This is a genomic window from Streptomyces sp. NPDC001480 (assembly GCF_042894725.1).
GTDB lineage: Bacteria > Actinomycetota > Actinomycetes > Streptomycetales > Streptomycetaceae > Streptomyces.
Map to the genome: position 1 here is coordinate 1 of NZ_JBIAVX010000019.1, position 14,819 is coordinate 14,819.

Annotated in this window: 14 protein-coding genes; 11 read left to right on the forward strand and 3 right to left on the reverse strand. The window is 70.1% G+C overall.

Features of this window, described 5'->3' with window-relative positions:
- From ACFY01_RS36980 to ACFY01_RS37015, 8 genes are all read left to right on the forward strand, one after another.
- Positions 1 to 314: DNA-directed RNA polymerase subunit alpha C-terminal domain-containing protein (locus ACFY01_RS36980; protein ID WP_308812713.1), on the forward strand; the 314-nt coding region annotated here is incomplete at its 5' end.
- A gap of 116 nt (positions 315 to 430) precedes the next feature.
- Positions 431 to 925 carry a 50S ribosomal protein L17 gene (rplQ, locus tag ACFY01_RS36985; RefSeq protein ID WP_390740157.1) on the forward strand — a complete coding sequence of 165 codons (495 nt, stop codon included), beginning with the start codon at positions 431 to 433 and terminating at the stop codon, positions 923 to 925.
- Between the two features lie 72 nt (positions 926 to 997).
- On the forward strand, positions 998 to 1,870 hold the full coding sequence (gene truA, locus ACFY01_RS36990) for a tRNA pseudouridine(38-40) synthase TruA (protein ID WP_390740158.1): 873 nt from the start codon (positions 998 to 1,000) through the stop codon (positions 1,868 to 1,870).
- Positions 1,871 to 2,253: 383 nt separating this feature from the next.
- Entirely contained in the window at positions 2,254 to 3,669 is a 1,416-nt protein-coding gene (locus ACFY01_RS36995) for a glycosyltransferase family 2 protein (RefSeq protein WP_390740308.1), read from the forward strand.
- Positions 3,669 to 4,712 (forward strand): glycoside hydrolase family 26 protein, encoded by a 1,044-nt coding sequence (locus ACFY01_RS37000; RefSeq protein WP_390740159.1) that lies wholly within the window; start codon positions 3,669 to 3,671, stop codon positions 4,710 to 4,712. The genes ACFY01_RS36995 and ACFY01_RS37000 overlap by 1 nt, the downstream gene beginning before the upstream one ends.
- Positions 4,709 to 6,493 (forward strand): ArnT family glycosyltransferase, encoded by a 1,785-nt coding sequence (locus ACFY01_RS37005; protein WP_390740160.1) that lies wholly within the window; start codon positions 4,709 to 4,711, stop codon positions 6,491 to 6,493. Before ACFY01_RS37000 ends, ACFY01_RS37005 begins: the two co-directional genes overlap by 4 nt.
- 81 nt (positions 6,494 to 6,574) lie before the next feature.
- Positions 6,575 to 7,879, forward strand: a complete 1,305-nt coding sequence (locus ACFY01_RS37010) for a UDP-glucose dehydrogenase family protein (protein WP_390740161.1) — start codon at positions 6,575 to 6,577, stop codon at positions 7,877 to 7,879.
- The gene (locus ACFY01_RS37015) at positions 7,876 to 8,634 is read left to right on the forward strand and encodes a polyprenol monophosphomannose synthase (protein ID WP_390740162.1); all 759 of its coding nucleotides are present in this window, start codon (positions 7,876 to 7,878) and stop codon (positions 8,632 to 8,634) included. Before ACFY01_RS37010 ends, ACFY01_RS37015 begins: the two co-directional genes overlap by 4 nt.
- A gap of 26 nt (positions 8,635 to 8,660) precedes the next feature.
- Here ACFY01_RS37015 and ACFY01_RS37020 read toward each other — a convergent pair whose 3' ends face one another.
- Positions 8,661 to 9,539 (reverse strand): hypothetical protein, encoded by an 879-nt coding sequence (locus ACFY01_RS37020; protein ID WP_390740163.1) that lies wholly within the window; start codon positions 9,537 to 9,539, stop codon positions 8,661 to 8,663.
- Between the two features lie 731 nt (positions 9,540 to 10,270).
- Between ACFY01_RS37020 and rplM the strand changes: the two genes are divergently transcribed.
- The 3 genes from rplM (at position 10,271) to glmM (ending at position 12,800) form a co-directional block, all read left to right on the forward strand.
- A complete protein-coding gene (rplM, locus tag ACFY01_RS37025; RefSeq protein WP_019329618.1) occupies positions 10,271 to 10,714 on the forward strand; it encodes a 50S ribosomal protein L13 in 444 nt (147 codons plus the stop codon).
- 42 nt (positions 10,715 to 10,756) lie between these two features.
- Positions 10,757 to 11,269, forward strand: coding sequence for a 30S ribosomal protein S9 (rpsI, locus tag ACFY01_RS37030; protein ID WP_004927169.1), 513 nt, complete (start codon positions 10,757 to 10,759; stop codon positions 11,267 to 11,269).
- Positions 11,270 to 11,441: 172 nt separating this feature from the next.
- Positions 11,442 to 12,800 (forward strand): phosphoglucosamine mutase, encoded by a 1,359-nt coding sequence (gene glmM, locus ACFY01_RS37035; protein ID WP_390740164.1) that lies wholly within the window; start codon positions 11,442 to 11,444, stop codon positions 12,798 to 12,800.
- Here glmM and ACFY01_RS37040 read toward each other — a convergent pair.
- Both ACFY01_RS37040 and coaA read right to left on the reverse strand, forming a co-directional pair.
- Entirely contained in the window at positions 12,797 to 13,735 is a 939-nt protein-coding gene (locus tag ACFY01_RS37040) for a DUF389 domain-containing protein (RefSeq protein ID WP_390740165.1), read from the reverse strand. The two genes, glmM and ACFY01_RS37040, sit on opposite strands and share 4 nt — an antisense overlap.
- A gap of 16 nt (positions 13,736 to 13,751) precedes the next feature.
- Complete coding sequence (gene coaA / locus ACFY01_RS37045; RefSeq protein WP_390740309.1) at positions 13,752 to 14,720, reverse strand: type I pantothenate kinase; 969 nt, start codon at positions 14,718 to 14,720, stop codon at positions 13,752 to 13,754.
- Between the last annotated feature and the right edge of the window lie 99 nt (positions 14,721 to 14,819).

Here is a 14,819-nt window from a genome sequence, read left to right on the forward strand (position 1 = left end):
CCCCGACGGACGCCGCCCTCGCCGCCGACCTGGCGCTGCCGATCGAGGAGCTGGAGCTCACCGTTCGGTCGTACAACTGCCTCAAGCGTGAGGGCATCCACTCCGTGGGTGAGCTCGTCGCCCGCTCCGAGGCCGACCTGCTGGACATCCGCAACTTCGGTGCGAAGTCCATCGACGAGGTCAAGGCGAAGCTGGCCGGCATGGGCCTGGCCCTCAAGGACAGCCCGCCCGGATTCGACCCGACCGCCGCTGCCGACGCCTTCGGCGCCGACGACGACGCGGACGCGGGTTTCGTGGAGACCGAGCAGTACTGACCGGTTCCACCTCCGGGGGTCTCGCAGAGACCCCCGGATCTCCGACAGGCGACCGCCTGCTCGGATACTGACCCCGGTACCTGATACGGCCGGGGCAGACACACAGGAGAAGAACAATGCCGAAGCCCACCAAGGGTGCCCGTCTGGGCGGCAGCGCCGCGCACGAGAAGCTGCTCCTCGCGAACCTCGCGAAGGCGCTCTTCGAGCACGGCCGCATCACCACCACCGAGGCGAAGGCTCGCCGCCTGCGCCCGTACGCCGAGCGTCTGGTCACCAAGGCGAAGAAGGGCGACCTTCACAACCGCCGCCAGGTGCTCCAGGTCATCACGGACAAGAGCGTCGTCCACACGCTCTTCACCGAGATCGGCCCGCGCTACGAGAACCGTCCGGGTGGCTACACCCGCATCACCAAGATCGGTAACCGCCGTGGCGACAACGCGCCCATGGCTGTCATCGAGCTGGTCGAGGCGCTGACCGTGGCGCAGCAGGCGACCGGTGAGGCCGAGGCCGCCACCAAGCGTGCGGTCAAGGAAGCCGACGAGGCCAAGGCGCAGGAGACCACCGAGGCTCCGGCCGAGGAGGCCGCCGCCGAGGAGTCGAAGGACGCCTGAGGCATCACCTCGCGCTGAGCGGGTCCGTCCTTCGGGGCGGGCCCGCTTTCGCGTACCTGAAAGGATCTGTACGTGAGTGACGAAGTACAGCCCGGTTGCGTCCGTGTCCGCCTCGACCTGTCCTACGACGGCTCGGAGTTCTCCGGCTGGGCCAAGCAGGCCGGAGGCCGGCGGACCGTGCAGGGCGAGATCGAGGACGCCCTGCGTACGGTCACGCGGTCCAGGGAGACGTACGAGCTGACCGTGGCCGGCCGGACGGACGCCGGCGTGCACGCACGCGGGCAGGTCGCCCATGTCGATCTGCCGAGGGAGGTGTGGGCCGAGCACCACGGGAAGCTGCTCAAGCGGCTCGCCGGCCGCCTGCCCAGGGACGTGCGGGTGTGGGCGCTCAGGGAAGCGCCCAGCGGCTTCAACGCCCGCTTCTCCGCGATCTGGCGCCGCTACGCCTACCGCGTCACCGACAACCCCGGAGGCGTCGACCCGCTGCTGCGGACCCACGTCCTCTGGCACGACTGGCCGCTGGACGTCGACGCCATGAACGAGGCGGCCCGGCACCTCCTCGGCGAGCACGACTTCGCCGCGTACTGCAAGAAGCGCGAGGGCGCGACCACGATCCGTACGCTCCAGGAGCTGTGGCTGGAAAAGGGCGCTGACGGGATCATCACCGCGACCGTCCGTGCGGACGCCTTCTGCCACAACATGGTGCGCTCGCTCATCGGGGCGCTGCTGTTCGTGGGGGACGGGCACCGCACGCCGGACTGGCCGGGCAAGGTGCTCGCGGCCGGGGTGCGGGACTCGGCGGTGCATGTCGTGCGGCCGCACGGGCTGACCTTGGAGGAGGTCGGCTATCCCGCGGACGAGCTGCTGGCCGCGCGGAGCAGGGAGGCGCGGAACAAGCGGTCGTTGCCGGGCACGGCAGGCGTGCCAGGCTGCGAAACTTGTTAGTTACACCGCATTTCGCAATAGATATGCCCCATGTCGGGACTTACCTGGCGTAACTCTTCTTGCCGCCACTTACCTCTTTCATACCTCTCGGTTACAGTTGCGCCTCCTGGTCAAAGGTTCAACAGGATTGACCAGGATTGGCCAGGGGGGTCGACAGGTCGTTTTCGGCCAGGGGTGACATCAGGATGAGTGCAGTGGGTCCCGTGCGGACCGGGGGGCGTCGTGCCGCGCGCCAGAGCGGCGGGCGGCGGCGGGCCGGTCGTGGTGCGAACGCTTCGCTGGGGCTGCTGCCGCTGCCGCCGACCGACAAGGAGAAGTACTCCTACGCGCGCCGGAACCTGTGGATCCTGACGATCAGCTCGCTGGTCAGCTTCTGCTGTCTGGTGGTGAGCCAGTTCAAGCTGGCGCAGTCCACGCCGGTGCTGTGGATCTACACCCCGCTGCTGGTCTTCACGGTCGTCTACTACCTGGTGTCGCTGCGGGTGAACGGCTTCACCCGGGACTTCGACATCGCGTACCACCGGCGGCTGGTGCAGAACTGGCGGCCGGAGGTCCATCCCACGGTCGACGTGTTCCTGCCGGTGTGCGGCGAGCCCATCGAGGTGCTGCACAACACCTGGCGGCACGTGCGCGCGATGGCCGACCGCTACCCGGGCGTCTGTGTGCCCTTCGTCCTCGACGACGGCGCCAGCCCCGAGCTGGAGGCGATGGCCCGCGACTTCGGCTTCCGCTACGGCACGCGGGAGAACCGCGGCTGGTTCAAGAAGGCCGGCAACCTGCACTTCGGCTTCGGCCAGTCCGACGGCGAGTTCATCCTCATCCTGGACGCCGACTTCACCCCGCGCGCCGACCTGCTGGAGGAACTCCTGCCGTACATGGCGGACGACCCGCGCATCGGCATCGTCCAGTCGCCGCAGTACTTCCGGGTGCTGGACTCGCAGAACTGGATCGAGCGCGGCGCCGGCGCGGTGCAGGAGCTGTTCTACCGTTCCGTGCAGGTCTCCCGGCAGGGCAGCGACGGCGCGATCTGCGTGGGCAGCTGCGCGGTCTACCGGCGCGCGGCCCTTCAGACCAACGGCGGCACGACGCTGATCGAGCACTCCGAGGACGTGCACACGGGCTTCGACCTGCGCGGCCTCGGCTGGGATCTGCGCTACGTGCCGGTCGCGGTCTCCACGGGCGTGTGCCCGGACAGCGCGGGTGCCTTCTTCAACCAGCAGTACCGCTGGTGCTCGGGTTCGATGAGCCTGCTCGGCAGCCGGAAGTTCTGGCAGCGCGAGATCAGGCTGTCCAGCCGCCTGTGCTACATGTCCGGGTTCTTCTACTACATCCACACCGCGCTGTTCACCTTCGCGGCGCCGGTCATCCCGATCGTGCTGCTGCTGATGATGCCGGAGAAGCTCAAGGTCGAGCACCTGCTCCTGGTGCTGCCGAGCATCCTCTACACCACGGTCATCTTCCCGATGTGGCACAAGGCGCCCTACCGCCTGGAGGCCTGGGCGGCCCGCATGATGTACGGCTGGGCGCACGTCTTCGCCATCTGGGACATCCTGCGCAAGAACCGCATGGGCTGGCAGCCGACCGGTTCCTCCGGCGCCAAGAAGAACAAGACCCGGCGCTTCTGGATCGGCATGTGGGTGTGGAGCGGCGGTACGGCCCTGGTCTGGGTCAGCGCGGCCGTGTACCGGACCTTCACCATGAACGCCCCGGACTTCGCGCTGATCCTGTCCTCCGGGCTCTTCTACGCCCTGGTCGTGGCCCGGGTCCTGGTGCAGCCCCGCTCCGAGGCGGTTGTCTGATGCATCCGCCGAAACGTTTCTCCCGTGTGTGGGCGCGGCCGCGGGCCCTCCTCGCCGCCTGCCTGCTCCTGGTGCTCGCCCTCAGCGGCTGCTCCCTCCTCGGCGGCGGCGACTCACCGAAGACCGGGCAGGGCGAGACCGCCGGGTCCGGGGCAGGCTCCTCCCGGGGTACCGGCTCCGACGTCCCCTACGACGTCGTACCCCTGCTGAAGCCCGCCAGGAAGTACTTCGGGGCCGCCGTCGCCGGCGCGCCCACCTCCATGAAGGGCGTCGACGCCTACACCCGGATGGTCGGCAAGCAGCCCGACCTGATCGAGTACTACGCGGGCTGGGGCGACGGCTTCGACGCCAGCGGGGTGCGCAGGGCCTGGGCCGAGGGCGCCATGACGCTGATGTCCTGGGAGCCCTTCGACACCTCGATCGCCGACGTCGCGGCCGGCAAGTCGGACGCGTACATCAAGGAGTACGCGACGGCGGTCCGGAAGCTGAACCTGCCCGTCGTGATCGACTTCGCCGACGAGTTCAACGGCCACTGGGAGAAGTGGGGCACGAAGTACGTGACCCCGCGGCAGTACGTGGCCGCCTGGCGGCACATCCACAAGACGTTCCTCGACGCCGGCGCCTCCAACGTCATCTGGGCCTGGGCGCCGAACATCGTCAACCCGGTCCCGGACGTGAAGCTCAAGCCGTACTACCCGGGCGACGCCTACGTCGACTGGGTCGGTCTGATCGGCTACTTCACCACCGGCGCGGACAACGCCTTCGACAGCGTGTTCGGGCCCACCAGGGATCAGATCCGCACCTTCGCCAAGAAGCCGATGCTCCTGCTGGAGACCGCCGCCGTTCCCGGCGAGCGGCGCCGTGCCGACGTCCGCAACCTGTTCGCGGGCGTCGAGACCGACGACGACATGATCGGCTTCATCTGGTTCAACCACAGGAAGCGCGCCGACTGGCGGCTGGAGGCGAGCCCGCTGGCGCTGAAGGAGTTCAAGCGCCTGGCCGCCGACGACCGTTTCGGCTTCGACGTACGGAAGCCGTCATGACCTCCCGACCCGAGTACCACACGCCCCAGCCCTACGACCCCTACGCGGACGAGGACGCGCACGGCGGCTGGTTCGACTCCGACGGGTACGTCCCGCGGCAGCAGGGCTACGAGACCCCCCAGGGATACGACTACGACCCGCGGACCTATCCGTACCAGCGGACCGATCCGTACCAGCAGCAGGACGACCAGCCGACGTTCGCGCTGCGCACGGTGGAGCAGCCGGCACCGGCCGAGCCGGGGTACCACGTCCCGGAAACCCCGGAGGCCGGCTGGGACGACACCCCGAGCCGGCGGCGGGCCTGGGTCAGCCGGGGAGTACTCCTCATCCTCCTCGCCGTCCAGGCGCTGCTGTCGCTGCGGCTGTCCAACACCGCCTTCCAGGACGAGGCCCTGTACCTGGCGGCCGGCCACGACATCATCGAGCACTGGGCGAACGGCACCCCGCTGCACAGCGGCTACGAGTCGTACTTCTCCGGGTCGCCGATGCTCTACCCGGTGGCGGCGGCCTTCGTCGACGGCCGGTTCGGACTGTCCGGGGCCCGTCTGCTCAGCCTGCTGTGCATGCTGGGCGCCACGGCGCTGCTGTACTCCTTCACCCGGCGGCTGTTCAACGAACGGGTCGCCCTGGTGGCGGCCGCGCTGTTCGCGGTCACCCAGCCGACGATCGTGCTCGGCTGGTTCGCCACCTACGACGCCCCGGCGATCTTCCTGCTGGCCCTGTCGGCGTGGATCATCGTCCGCACCGACCGCGCCCCCGTGCTCGCCGTGCTGCTCGCGGCGCCGGTCATGGTGCTGGCCGTCGCCGTGAAGTACGCCTCCGCGCTCTACGTCCCCACGCTGCTCGTGCTCGCCGCGCTGACCGCCTGGCACCACCGCGGCCTGCGCTGCGTCCCGCGCGCGCTCCTGCTCGGCATCGGCACCGCCGCACTGGCCGGGGTCGGCCTGATGTACACCGACGTGCTCGCCGGCGTCCGCCAGACCACCACCGACCGCGCCCACGGCACCGACACCGCCTCGGCCCTGCTTCAGAAGTCCGCGGAGTGGGGCGGCCTGATGTTCGCCACCGCCGTCGCGGGCGCCATCGCCTACGGGCTGCGCGGCCGGATGAACGAGTCGCCCCGCTCATACGGCCTGCACGGCCCCGGCCGGCGCTGGCGCACCCTGCTCGGCCTGACGCTGGCCGGGACCGCGCTGCTGGCACCGGCGTACCAGATCCACCTGCACACCGCCGTCTCGCTCTACAAGCACCTCGACTTCGGCCTGCTGTTCGCCGCCCCCATGGCGGGCATCGGCGTGATCCGGCTGGTCGGCAAGCACTTCCGCTACCCGCAGCTGGGCATCATGATCTGGGTCGCCGCCCTGTGCCTCGGTGTCTCGCAGTCCGAGTGGCGGTTCGGGCTGTGGCCCGACTCCACGGGCCTGGTCAAGGCGGTCGAGCCGTACATGAAGCCCAAGGGCCGCTACCTCGGCGAGACCTACGAGGTGCCCGTCTACTACCTGCGGGACAGGACGGACCACTCCCGGTGGACCTCCACCTACGGCATCGGCTACGCGGACAAGAAGGGCGTCGTCCACCACGGGAACGACGGGTACCGCCGCGCCCTGAAGGCCGGCTACTTCGACCTCGTCGTCCTCGACGGGGTCGGGACGCCCGGCGTCGACGCGTACATCGAGCGGCAGGTCACCGAAAGCGGTCACTACCGCCTGGTCGGGAAGATCCCGTTCCGGCTCAGCTCGGGCGGCACCGGCGCGTACCGGGTGTGGGCGAAAACCTCCTGACACCCCGCGCCCGCTCCCGTTCCCCGCTCCCTGTCATCACCCCTGAACGTCTTCACCCCTGAACACGAAAGGCCGTGCTCCATGCGGCTCACCGTCATAGGCACCGGTTACCTCGGTGCCACCCACGCCGCCTGCATGGCGGAGCTCGGGCACGAGGTGCTCGGCGTGGACGTCGACCCGGACAAGGCCGCCGCGCTGGCCGCCGGACAGGTGCCCTTCCACGAGCCGGGACTGCCCGAGCTGCTCGCCGAGCACACGGCGAGCGGCCGGCTGCGGTTCACCACGTCGTACGCGGAGGCGGGGGCGTTCGGGGACGTGCACTTCGTGTGCGTCGGCACCCCGCAGCGGGCGGACTCCGAGGGCGCGGACCTGACGTACGTGGACGCGGCCTTCGCGGCGATCGCGGCGCACGCCGCGCCGGACGCCCTGCTGGTGGGCAAGTCGACCGTGCCGGTCGGAACGGCGGGGCGGCTCGCGCAGACGTACGACACCGAGGTGGCCTGGAACCCCGAGTTCCTGCGGGAGGGTTTCGCGATCGAGGACACCCTGCGGCCGGACCGACTGGTGTTCGGGGTGGGCTCCGCGCGGGCGGAGACGATCCTCCGCGAGGTGTACGCCCCCGTCCTCGCCACCGGCACCCCGCTGGTCACCGCCGACTTCCCGACGGCCGAACTGGTCAAGACGGCCGCCAACGCCTTCCTCGCCACCAAGATCTCCTTCATCAACGCCATGGCGGAGGTCTGCGAGGCCGCGGGCGGCGACGTGGGCACCCTGGCCCAGGCCCTCGGGCACGACGACCGGATCGGGGCCAGGTTCCTGCGGGCCGGCGTCGGCTTCGGCGGCGGCTGTCTGCCCAAGGACATCCGGGCCTTCGCCCACCGCGCCGACGAGCTGGGTGTCTCCCTGGGCTTCCTGCGGGACGTCGACGCGATCAACATGCGGCGCCGCGACCGGGTGGTGGAGCTGACCCGCGAACTGTGCGGGGGAGCCGTGCTGGGCGCCAGGGTCGCCGTGCTCGGCGCCGCCTTCAAGCCGGGCTCCGACGACATCCGCGACTCGCCCGCGCTGAACGTGGCCGCCCGGCTGCGCCTGGACGGCGCCGAAGTGAACGTCTACGACCCCGAGGCCATGGACAACGCCCGCAAGGCATTTCCGCTGCTCGGCTACGCCGTGTCGGCCGAGGACGCGTTGCGCGGGGCCGATATCGTCCTGCACCTGACCGAATGGCCGCAGTTCCGCGCGCTCGACCCCGAGAGGGCCGCCGCGCTGGTGAACCGGCCGAACATCGTGGACGGCCGAGGGGTACTCGACGCGGACCGCTGGACCGCGGCGGGCTGGCGGTTCCGGGCGCTGGGCAGGCCGGCGCCGCGAGGGGAGAAGGCATGACGGGGCAGGGCAACGGCACACCGATCACCGTGGTGATGCCGACGTACAACGAGGCGGCGAACGTGCCGCGGATGGCCGAGGCGGTGCTCGGGCTGCCGCTGGACGGGCTGCATCTGAAGATCGTCGACGACTCCAGCCCGGACGGCACCGGACGGATCGCCGAGGAACTGGCGGAGAAGTACAACGCGGACGGGACCGGCCGGCGCCGGATGAGCGTGCTGCACCGCACCGAGAAGGACGGGCTCGGGCGGGCCTACACCGCGGGCATGACCGCCGCGCTGGAGGAGGGCGCCGAGTACGTCGTCCAGATGGACGCCGACGGCAGCCACCCGGTGGAGGCCGTGCCGCGCATGCTGGAGGCGGCCGTGACCTCCGGCGCGGGCCTGGTCGTCGGCAGCCGGTACGTCGAGGGCGGCTCGCTGGACGAGGACTGGGGCGCGCACCGCGTCCTGCTCTCCCGGTTCGCCAACCGTTACGCGCGCACCATCCTCGGCACGCCCATCCACGACATCACCGCCGGCTTCAACCTGTGGTCGGCCGACACCCTGCGTGACGTGGACCTGTCCTCGCTGGACAGCGCGGGCTACAGCTTCCAGGTGGAGCTGAAGTACAAGGCCGTGCGGGCGGGCCACCGGGCCGTCGAGGTCCCGATCCGCTTCGAGGAGCGCACGGAGGGCGTCTCGAAGATGACCCTGCGTACGCAGCTGGAGTCGGCGGTCGTGCCGATCAGGCTGCGCCTGAAGCGGCGGCCCTAGCTTCTGGTCCCTGGTCCGCCGACCGGCTACTGGTTCGCCGCCGCGGAGGCCTGTGCCTCACCCCGGCGGCGGATCTGCCGGAAGGTGAACTCGGCCAGGTCGTCACCGATGCGGAAGACCTTGGTGTCCTTGGTGGTCACGTTCTTGCCGTCGGTGAAACCGGCGATCGTGAAGTAGGCGTAGCGGCCCAGGGTGTTGGTCGTCGAGCGGCAGACCGCGGAGTCGCAGAACGACTTGACGCCCTTGCCGGACAGCGACTTCACGATGCTCTTCTTGTCGGCCTCGCCCTTGGCCTTGAGGGCCTTGGCTTCGGTGTCGAAGACGGCGACGCCGACGGTCACCGCGACATCGTCCTTGGTGTAGCTCACCCGCAGCAGGCGGGTGCAGCCGTTGGCGGTGAGCACCTTGGGGAGGGTGTTGCCGGCGGCCGAGGCGCAGTTCGTGGTGTCGGCCGTGGGGCCCTTCTTGTACACGGTCTCGCCCATGGTCAGCTGGGTGCCCGGGAAGAGCGTCTGCGCGCTGAGCGGGGCCGTGTCCTTCTTCGCGCTGGCTATGAAGTCCTTCGGGTCCAGCGGCGGCGGCGCGCTGGTGGGCTCGAAGGACGGCGCCGACGCGGAGTCGCTGGGCAGCGAGGCGCTCGCGGGCAGGCTGGAGGGCTGGCCCGAGGCGTTGTTGTCCTTGTTCGCCGATACGACGCTCATCGCGACGGCAGCGCCGATCGCCACCGTGGCGACGACGCCGCCGCCGATGAGCAGCACCTTGCGCCGCTTGTGCCGTGCTTCCGAGGCGTCGGCGAGCGCGGCCCAGTCCGGCGACTGGTCGCCGCTGTCGCTGCTCCACGGCTGCTGCGAGTTCGGTTTCCAGGGATCCCACTGGGACTGGGGTCCCCCCTGCCCATAGCTCATGGGGCGCATCTTAGACGGGGGACGGGGGGTGCTGGTGCGCTGCTACTAGGTGCGATAGGGGACCTTTCGGTCCAACCCCACCCACGCCCGGCTTGCCGGCGGCCCCTGTTTCCGGCCGAAGCCGGCGGGCTCCGCCTCTCGACCCCGGGGTTTCGCACCCACCCATGACGCCCAACTGGAAGGTTGCCGCCCCTGGGGCTCCGCCCCAGACCCCGGGGGTTTCCCACCCACCCACCCGTGACGGCCAGCTGGGAAGTGACCCCATCCTGGGGCTCCGCCCCAGACCCCGGTGGGGCTCCGCCCCTGCACCCCTTCGGGCTCCGCCCCTGCGCCCCTCGCGGGGCTGGCGCCTCAGCGCTCACCCGCCCCTCCGACCCCGGTCCGCATTACTCAGCCCGTCCGGCGTTTGAGGACGAGGCCCGTTCAGGGCCGATGCGGGGGTCTGGGGGCGGCAGCCCCCAGGGGCGAAGCGGCCTACACTGGAGGCCAAGGACCGGCGGAGCCCAGCGGCAGCGAGCCCGTTTTGACCGGGGCGCGGCGCCACGGGTATCCTGCCTGTTCGTTGTGTATTGGCTTGCTCATTCTCACGGGACGGGCCCTTACACCGGTCCACCGGGCCGATGACCAGCGACCCACGTACGCGGTATGCGTCGCCGCCGTGCGGTCCAGGCTGTCGTGATCGTTTCGGTGACCTGTTCAGGACCATTCACTCGAAGCGAAGGCTACGAACCGTGCGTACGTACAGCCCCAAGCCCGGCGATGTGACGCGCCAGTGGCACGTCATCGACGCTCAGGACGTTGTCCTGGGCCGTCTCGCCACCACCGCAGCGACCCTTCTCCGGGGCAAGCACAAGCCGATCTACGCGCCGCACGTCGACGCTGGTGACTTCGTCATCATCATCAACGCCGACAAGGTGCACCTGTCCGGCAACAAGCGGACCCAGAAGATGGCGTACCGCCACTCCGGCTACCCGGGTGGTCTGCGCTCCGTCCGTTACGACGAGCTGCTCGACAAGAACCCCGAGAAGGCCATCGAGAAGGCCGTCAAGGGCATGCTCCCCAAGAACTCCCTGGGCCGTCAGATGCTCTCGAAGCTGAAGGTCTACAAGGGTGACCAGCACCCGCACGGCGCGCAGCAGCCGCAGCCGTTCGAGATCACCCAGGTCGCGCAGTAAGTCCGGCCACCCCCTAAGACTGAAGAGAATCTGAGGAGAATCGTGGCCGAGACCACTGCCGAGCAGCCGCTCGAAGAGCTTGACATCGACAGCTACACCACCGAGTCCGAGGTCCCCGTCGAGGGCGAGTACACCTCGGAGTCCATGGCCTCCCGCTTCGGCGAGCCCCAGCCGGCCGCCGGCCTGGGCCGTCGCAAGAACGCCATCGCCCGCGTCCGGATCGTCCCGGGCACCGGCAAGTGGAAGATCAACGGTCGCACCCTCGAGGACTACTTCCCGAACAAGGTGCACCAGCAGGAAGTCAACGAGCCCTTCAAGGTGCTCGAGCTCGAGGGCCGCTACGACGTCATCGCCCGCATCGCGGGTGGCGGTGTCTCCGGTCAGGCCGGTGCGCTCCGTCTCGGTGTCGCCCGCGCGCTGAACGAGGCCGACGTCGACAACAACCGCGGCCCGCTGAAGAAGGCCGGCTTCCTCAAGCGCGACGACCGTGCGGTCGAGCGCAAGAAGGCCGGTCTGAAGAAGGCCCGCAAGGCCCCGCAGTACAGCAAGCGCTAATCACAGCTGCCTGCACGTACTCCGAACGCCCCGGCGGCACGCCACTGTGCCGTCGGGGCGTTCGTTTATCCGAGCCCAACGGCGTATAACGACACAAGACGCTCAAAGGCTAGTGTGATCCGATGTTCAGGCGGCGACCGCCATCGCAACTGACGCTTCCTCAGGAGGACAAGTGGGACGACTCTTCGGCACGGACGGCGTGCGCGGTGTCGCCAACGCGGATCTGACGGCCGAGATGGCGCTCGGGCTCTCCGTCGCCGCCGCGCACGTGCTGGCCGAGGCGGGTACCTTCGCGGGCCACAGGCCGAAGGCAGTGGTCGGACGGGACCCGCGCGCGTCCGGGGAGTTCCTGGAGGCCGCCGTGGTCGCGGGCCTCGCGAGCGCGGGCGTGGACGTCCTGCGCGTCGGCGTGCTGCCGACGCCCGCGGTGGCGTACCTCACCGGCGCGCTCGGCGCCGACCTCGGCGTCATGCTCTCCGCCAGCCACAACGCCATGCCCGACAACGGCATCAAGTTCTTCGCCCGCGGCGGCCACAAGCTCGCCGACGAGCTGGAGGACAAGATCGAGGCCGTGTACGAGGCCCACCGGCACGGCGAGCCGTGGGAGCGGCCGACCGGCGCGGGCGTCGGGCGCGTGCGGTCGTACGACGAGGGCTTCGAGCAGTACGTCGGTCATCTGCTGGAGGCGCTGCCGAACCGGCTCGACGGGCTGAAGATCGTCCTCGACGAGGCGCACGGCGCGGCCGCCGGGGTCTCGCCCGAGGCCTTCTCCAGGGCCGGTGCCGAGGTCGTCACCATCGGCGCCGAGCCGGACGGCCTCAACATCAACGACGGCTGCGGCTCCACCCATCTGGACAAACTCAAGGCCGCTGTCGTCGAGCACGGCGCCGGGCTCGGCATCGCCCACGACGGCGACGCCGACCGCTGCCTCGCCGTGGACCACACCGGTGAGGAGGTGGACGGCGACCAGATCCTGGCCGTGCTCGCGCTGGCGATGCGGGAGCGTTCCGCGCTGCGCTCCGACACCGTCGTCGCGACCGTGATGTCGAACCTGGGCTTCAAGCTGGCCATGGAGCGCGAGGGCATCCGCCTCGTGCAGACCGCCGTCGGCGACCGGTACGTCCTGGAGGAGATGAAGGAGCACGACTTCGCCCTCGGCGGCGAGCAGTCCGGCCACGTCATCATCCTCGACCACGCCACCACCGGCGACGGCACGCTGACCGGCCTGCTGCTCGCCGCCCGCGTCGCCCAGACCGGCCGTACGCTGAGGGACCTCGCCTCGGTCATGGAGCGGCTGCCGCAGGTGCTGATCAACGTCCGCGACGTCGACAAGTCCCGGGTGAAGACCTCCGCGGACCTCGCCGCCGCGGTGAGCGAGGCCGAGCGTGAGCTGGGCTCCACCGGCCGGGTGCTGCTGCGGCCGTCCGGCACGGAGCCGCTGGTGCGCGTCATGGTGGAGGCCGCCGACCTCGACCAGGCCCGCTCGGTCGCCGGCCGACTGGCCGACGCGGTGAAGTCGGCGCTGGGCTAGCCGAGTTCGGGGGCGCGTTCGCGTTGCCTGGCCCAGAACCACTTCTGGGCCAGCAGGGTGAGCGTGCCCGCCAGGACGATGCCGAGCAGGTTCAGCAGGAGCTGCACGGTCGAGCCCCAGGCCTGGTGGTACTCGGTGAACGCGCAGGCCACGGCCGCGTTCGCGGCGGCCGGTACGGTGGTCACCGAGATCGCCACGCCCACCAGCGCCCCCGACTTCGACGAGGTCAGCGACAGGGTGCCGGCGGCGCCGGCGAGGACGGCCACGACGAACGAGAAGGCGTCCGGCCGGTAGATGAAGTTGGTGTTGGGCCGCTCGGCCTCCAACTGCACCTTGGTGAACAGGCCGACGCCGTCCATGAAGTACGTGAAGCCGACGGTCACCAGCATCGCGAAGGCGAAGCCCGCCAGCAGCGCGGTCAGCGAGCGCGCCGCCAGACGGGCGCGCCGCACGAGGGCCGTGCAGATGCCTGCGAGGGGACCGAACTCCGGGCCCACCGCCATCGCGCCCACGATCAGGATCGCGTTGTCGAGCACCACACCGCAGGCCGCGATCATCGTGGCCAGGGTTATGAAGGCGACGTAGGTCACCGACAGCGTCGACTCCTCGTGCGTCGCCTCGGTCAGGTGCTCCCACAGCACCGCGTCCGCGCCCTCGCCGGGCGCCTCCGCCTCGGCCTTGTCGGCCCGCCTGGACAGCGACAGGTCGATGTTCTCCACGGCGATGGAGCCGGTGCTGTCGATGCCCAGCCGCTGCAACCCGGTCAGCAGTTCGTCGCCCGCCTCCCGGGCCACGTCGCACATCACGATGTCCCCGGCCGGGTTGCGGGCGGCGCCGGGGAAGACGGCGAGATGTGTGGTGCCGACCGTCCGCTCGACCAGGCGCACCACGTCGTCCGTCCTGTCGGCCGGTGTGATCAGGCGCAGATGCAGCATGCCCGCAGGGTAGCGGTCAGAGTTTCCGCAGCCTCAGGCGTTGCACCTTGTGGTCCGGGCCCTTGCGGAGGATGAGGGTGGCGCGGCCCCGGGTGGGCGCGATGTTCTCCTCCAGGTTGGGCTTGTTGATGGTCCGCCACTGCGTCCGCGCGTAGTCGAGGGCCTCCTCCTCGGAGACCTGGGTGTACTTGCGGAAGTAGGAGGAGGGGTTCTGGAAGGCGGTCTGGCGCAGCTTCTTGAACCGGTTGAGGTACCAGCGTTCGATGTCCTCGCCGCTCGCGTCGACGTACACGCTGAAGTCGAAGTAGTCGGCGAGGCCGACCCGGGTGCGGCCGTCCTTGCCGGGCAGCGCGGGCTGAAGGACGTTGAGCCCCTCGACGATCAGGATGTCGGGCCGGCGGACGGTGAGCCGCTGGTCGGGCACGATGTCGTAGATGAGGTGGGAGTAGACGGGCGCGGTCACCTCGTCCTTGCCGGCCTTGATGTCGGCGACGAAGCGGGTGAGGGCCCGGCGGTCGTACGACTCCGGGAAGCCCTTGCGCGACATCAGGCCGCGGGCCTGGAGCGCCCTCGTCGGCAGCAGGAACCCGTCCGTCGTCACCAGTTCGACGCGCGGATGCTCCGGCCAGCGGGACAGCAGCGCCCGGAGCAGACGGGCGACGGTGGACTTTCCGACGGCGACCGAACCGGCGACGCCTATGACGAAGGGCGTGCCCGACTGGGAGCCCTTCTCGCCGAGGAACGTGTTCAGCGCACCCCGCAGTCCGTCCGTGGCGCCGACGTAGAGGTTGAGCAGCCGGGACAGCGGGAGGTAGATGTCACGCACCTCGTCGAGGTCGATGACGTCGCCGAGACCGCGCAGCTTCTCGACCTCCTCGGCGGTGAGCGGCAGCGGCGTCTTGTCGCGCAGCGCGCTCCACTCGGCGCGGGTGAGGTCGACGTAGGGAGTCGCCTCCGGCCTGTGCCGGTGGGCGCTCCGGGGCATCGAGGAGACCGGAGAGATCACATTCCATTGTTAACGGAGTTTGAACGGCGTGGCGGGTGGGGTCGGTCACGCCCAGCCGAGGCTCTAGTGCGGCACATG

What these genes read in the sequence shown, in the direction of transcription:
- rplQ (WP_390740157.1), top strand. Translation starts at nt 431, where the DNA reads ATGCCGAAGCCCACCAAGGGTGCCCGTCTGGGCGGCAGCGCCGCGCAC.
- ACFY01_RS37000 (WP_390740159.1), top strand. Translation starts at nt 3,669, where the DNA reads ATGCATCCGCCGAAACGTTTCTCCCGTGTGTGGGCGCGGCCGCGGGCC.
- ACFY01_RS37005 (WP_390740160.1), top strand. Translation starts at nt 4,709, where the DNA reads ATGACCTCCCGACCCGAGTACCACACGCCCCAGCCCTACGACCCCTAC.
- ACFY01_RS37010 (WP_390740161.1), top strand. Translation starts at nt 6,575, where the DNA reads ATGCGGCTCACCGTCATAGGCACCGGTTACCTCGGTGCCACCCACGCC.
- ACFY01_RS37015 (WP_390740162.1), top strand. Translation starts at nt 7,876, where the DNA reads ATGACGGGGCAGGGCAACGGCACACCGATCACCGTGGTGATGCCGACG.
- ACFY01_RS37020 (WP_390740163.1), bottom strand. Translation starts at nt 9,539, where the DNA reads ATGAGCTATGGGCAGGGGGGACCCCAGTCCCAGTGGGATCCCTGGAAA.
- ACFY01_RS37040 (WP_390740165.1), bottom strand. Translation starts at nt 13,735, where the DNA reads ATGCTGCATCTGCGCCTGATCACACCGGCCGACAGGACGGACGACGTG.
- coaA (WP_390740309.1), bottom strand. Translation starts at nt 14,720, where the DNA reads ATGCCCCGGAGCGCCCACCGGCACAGGCCGGAGGCGACTCCCTACGTC.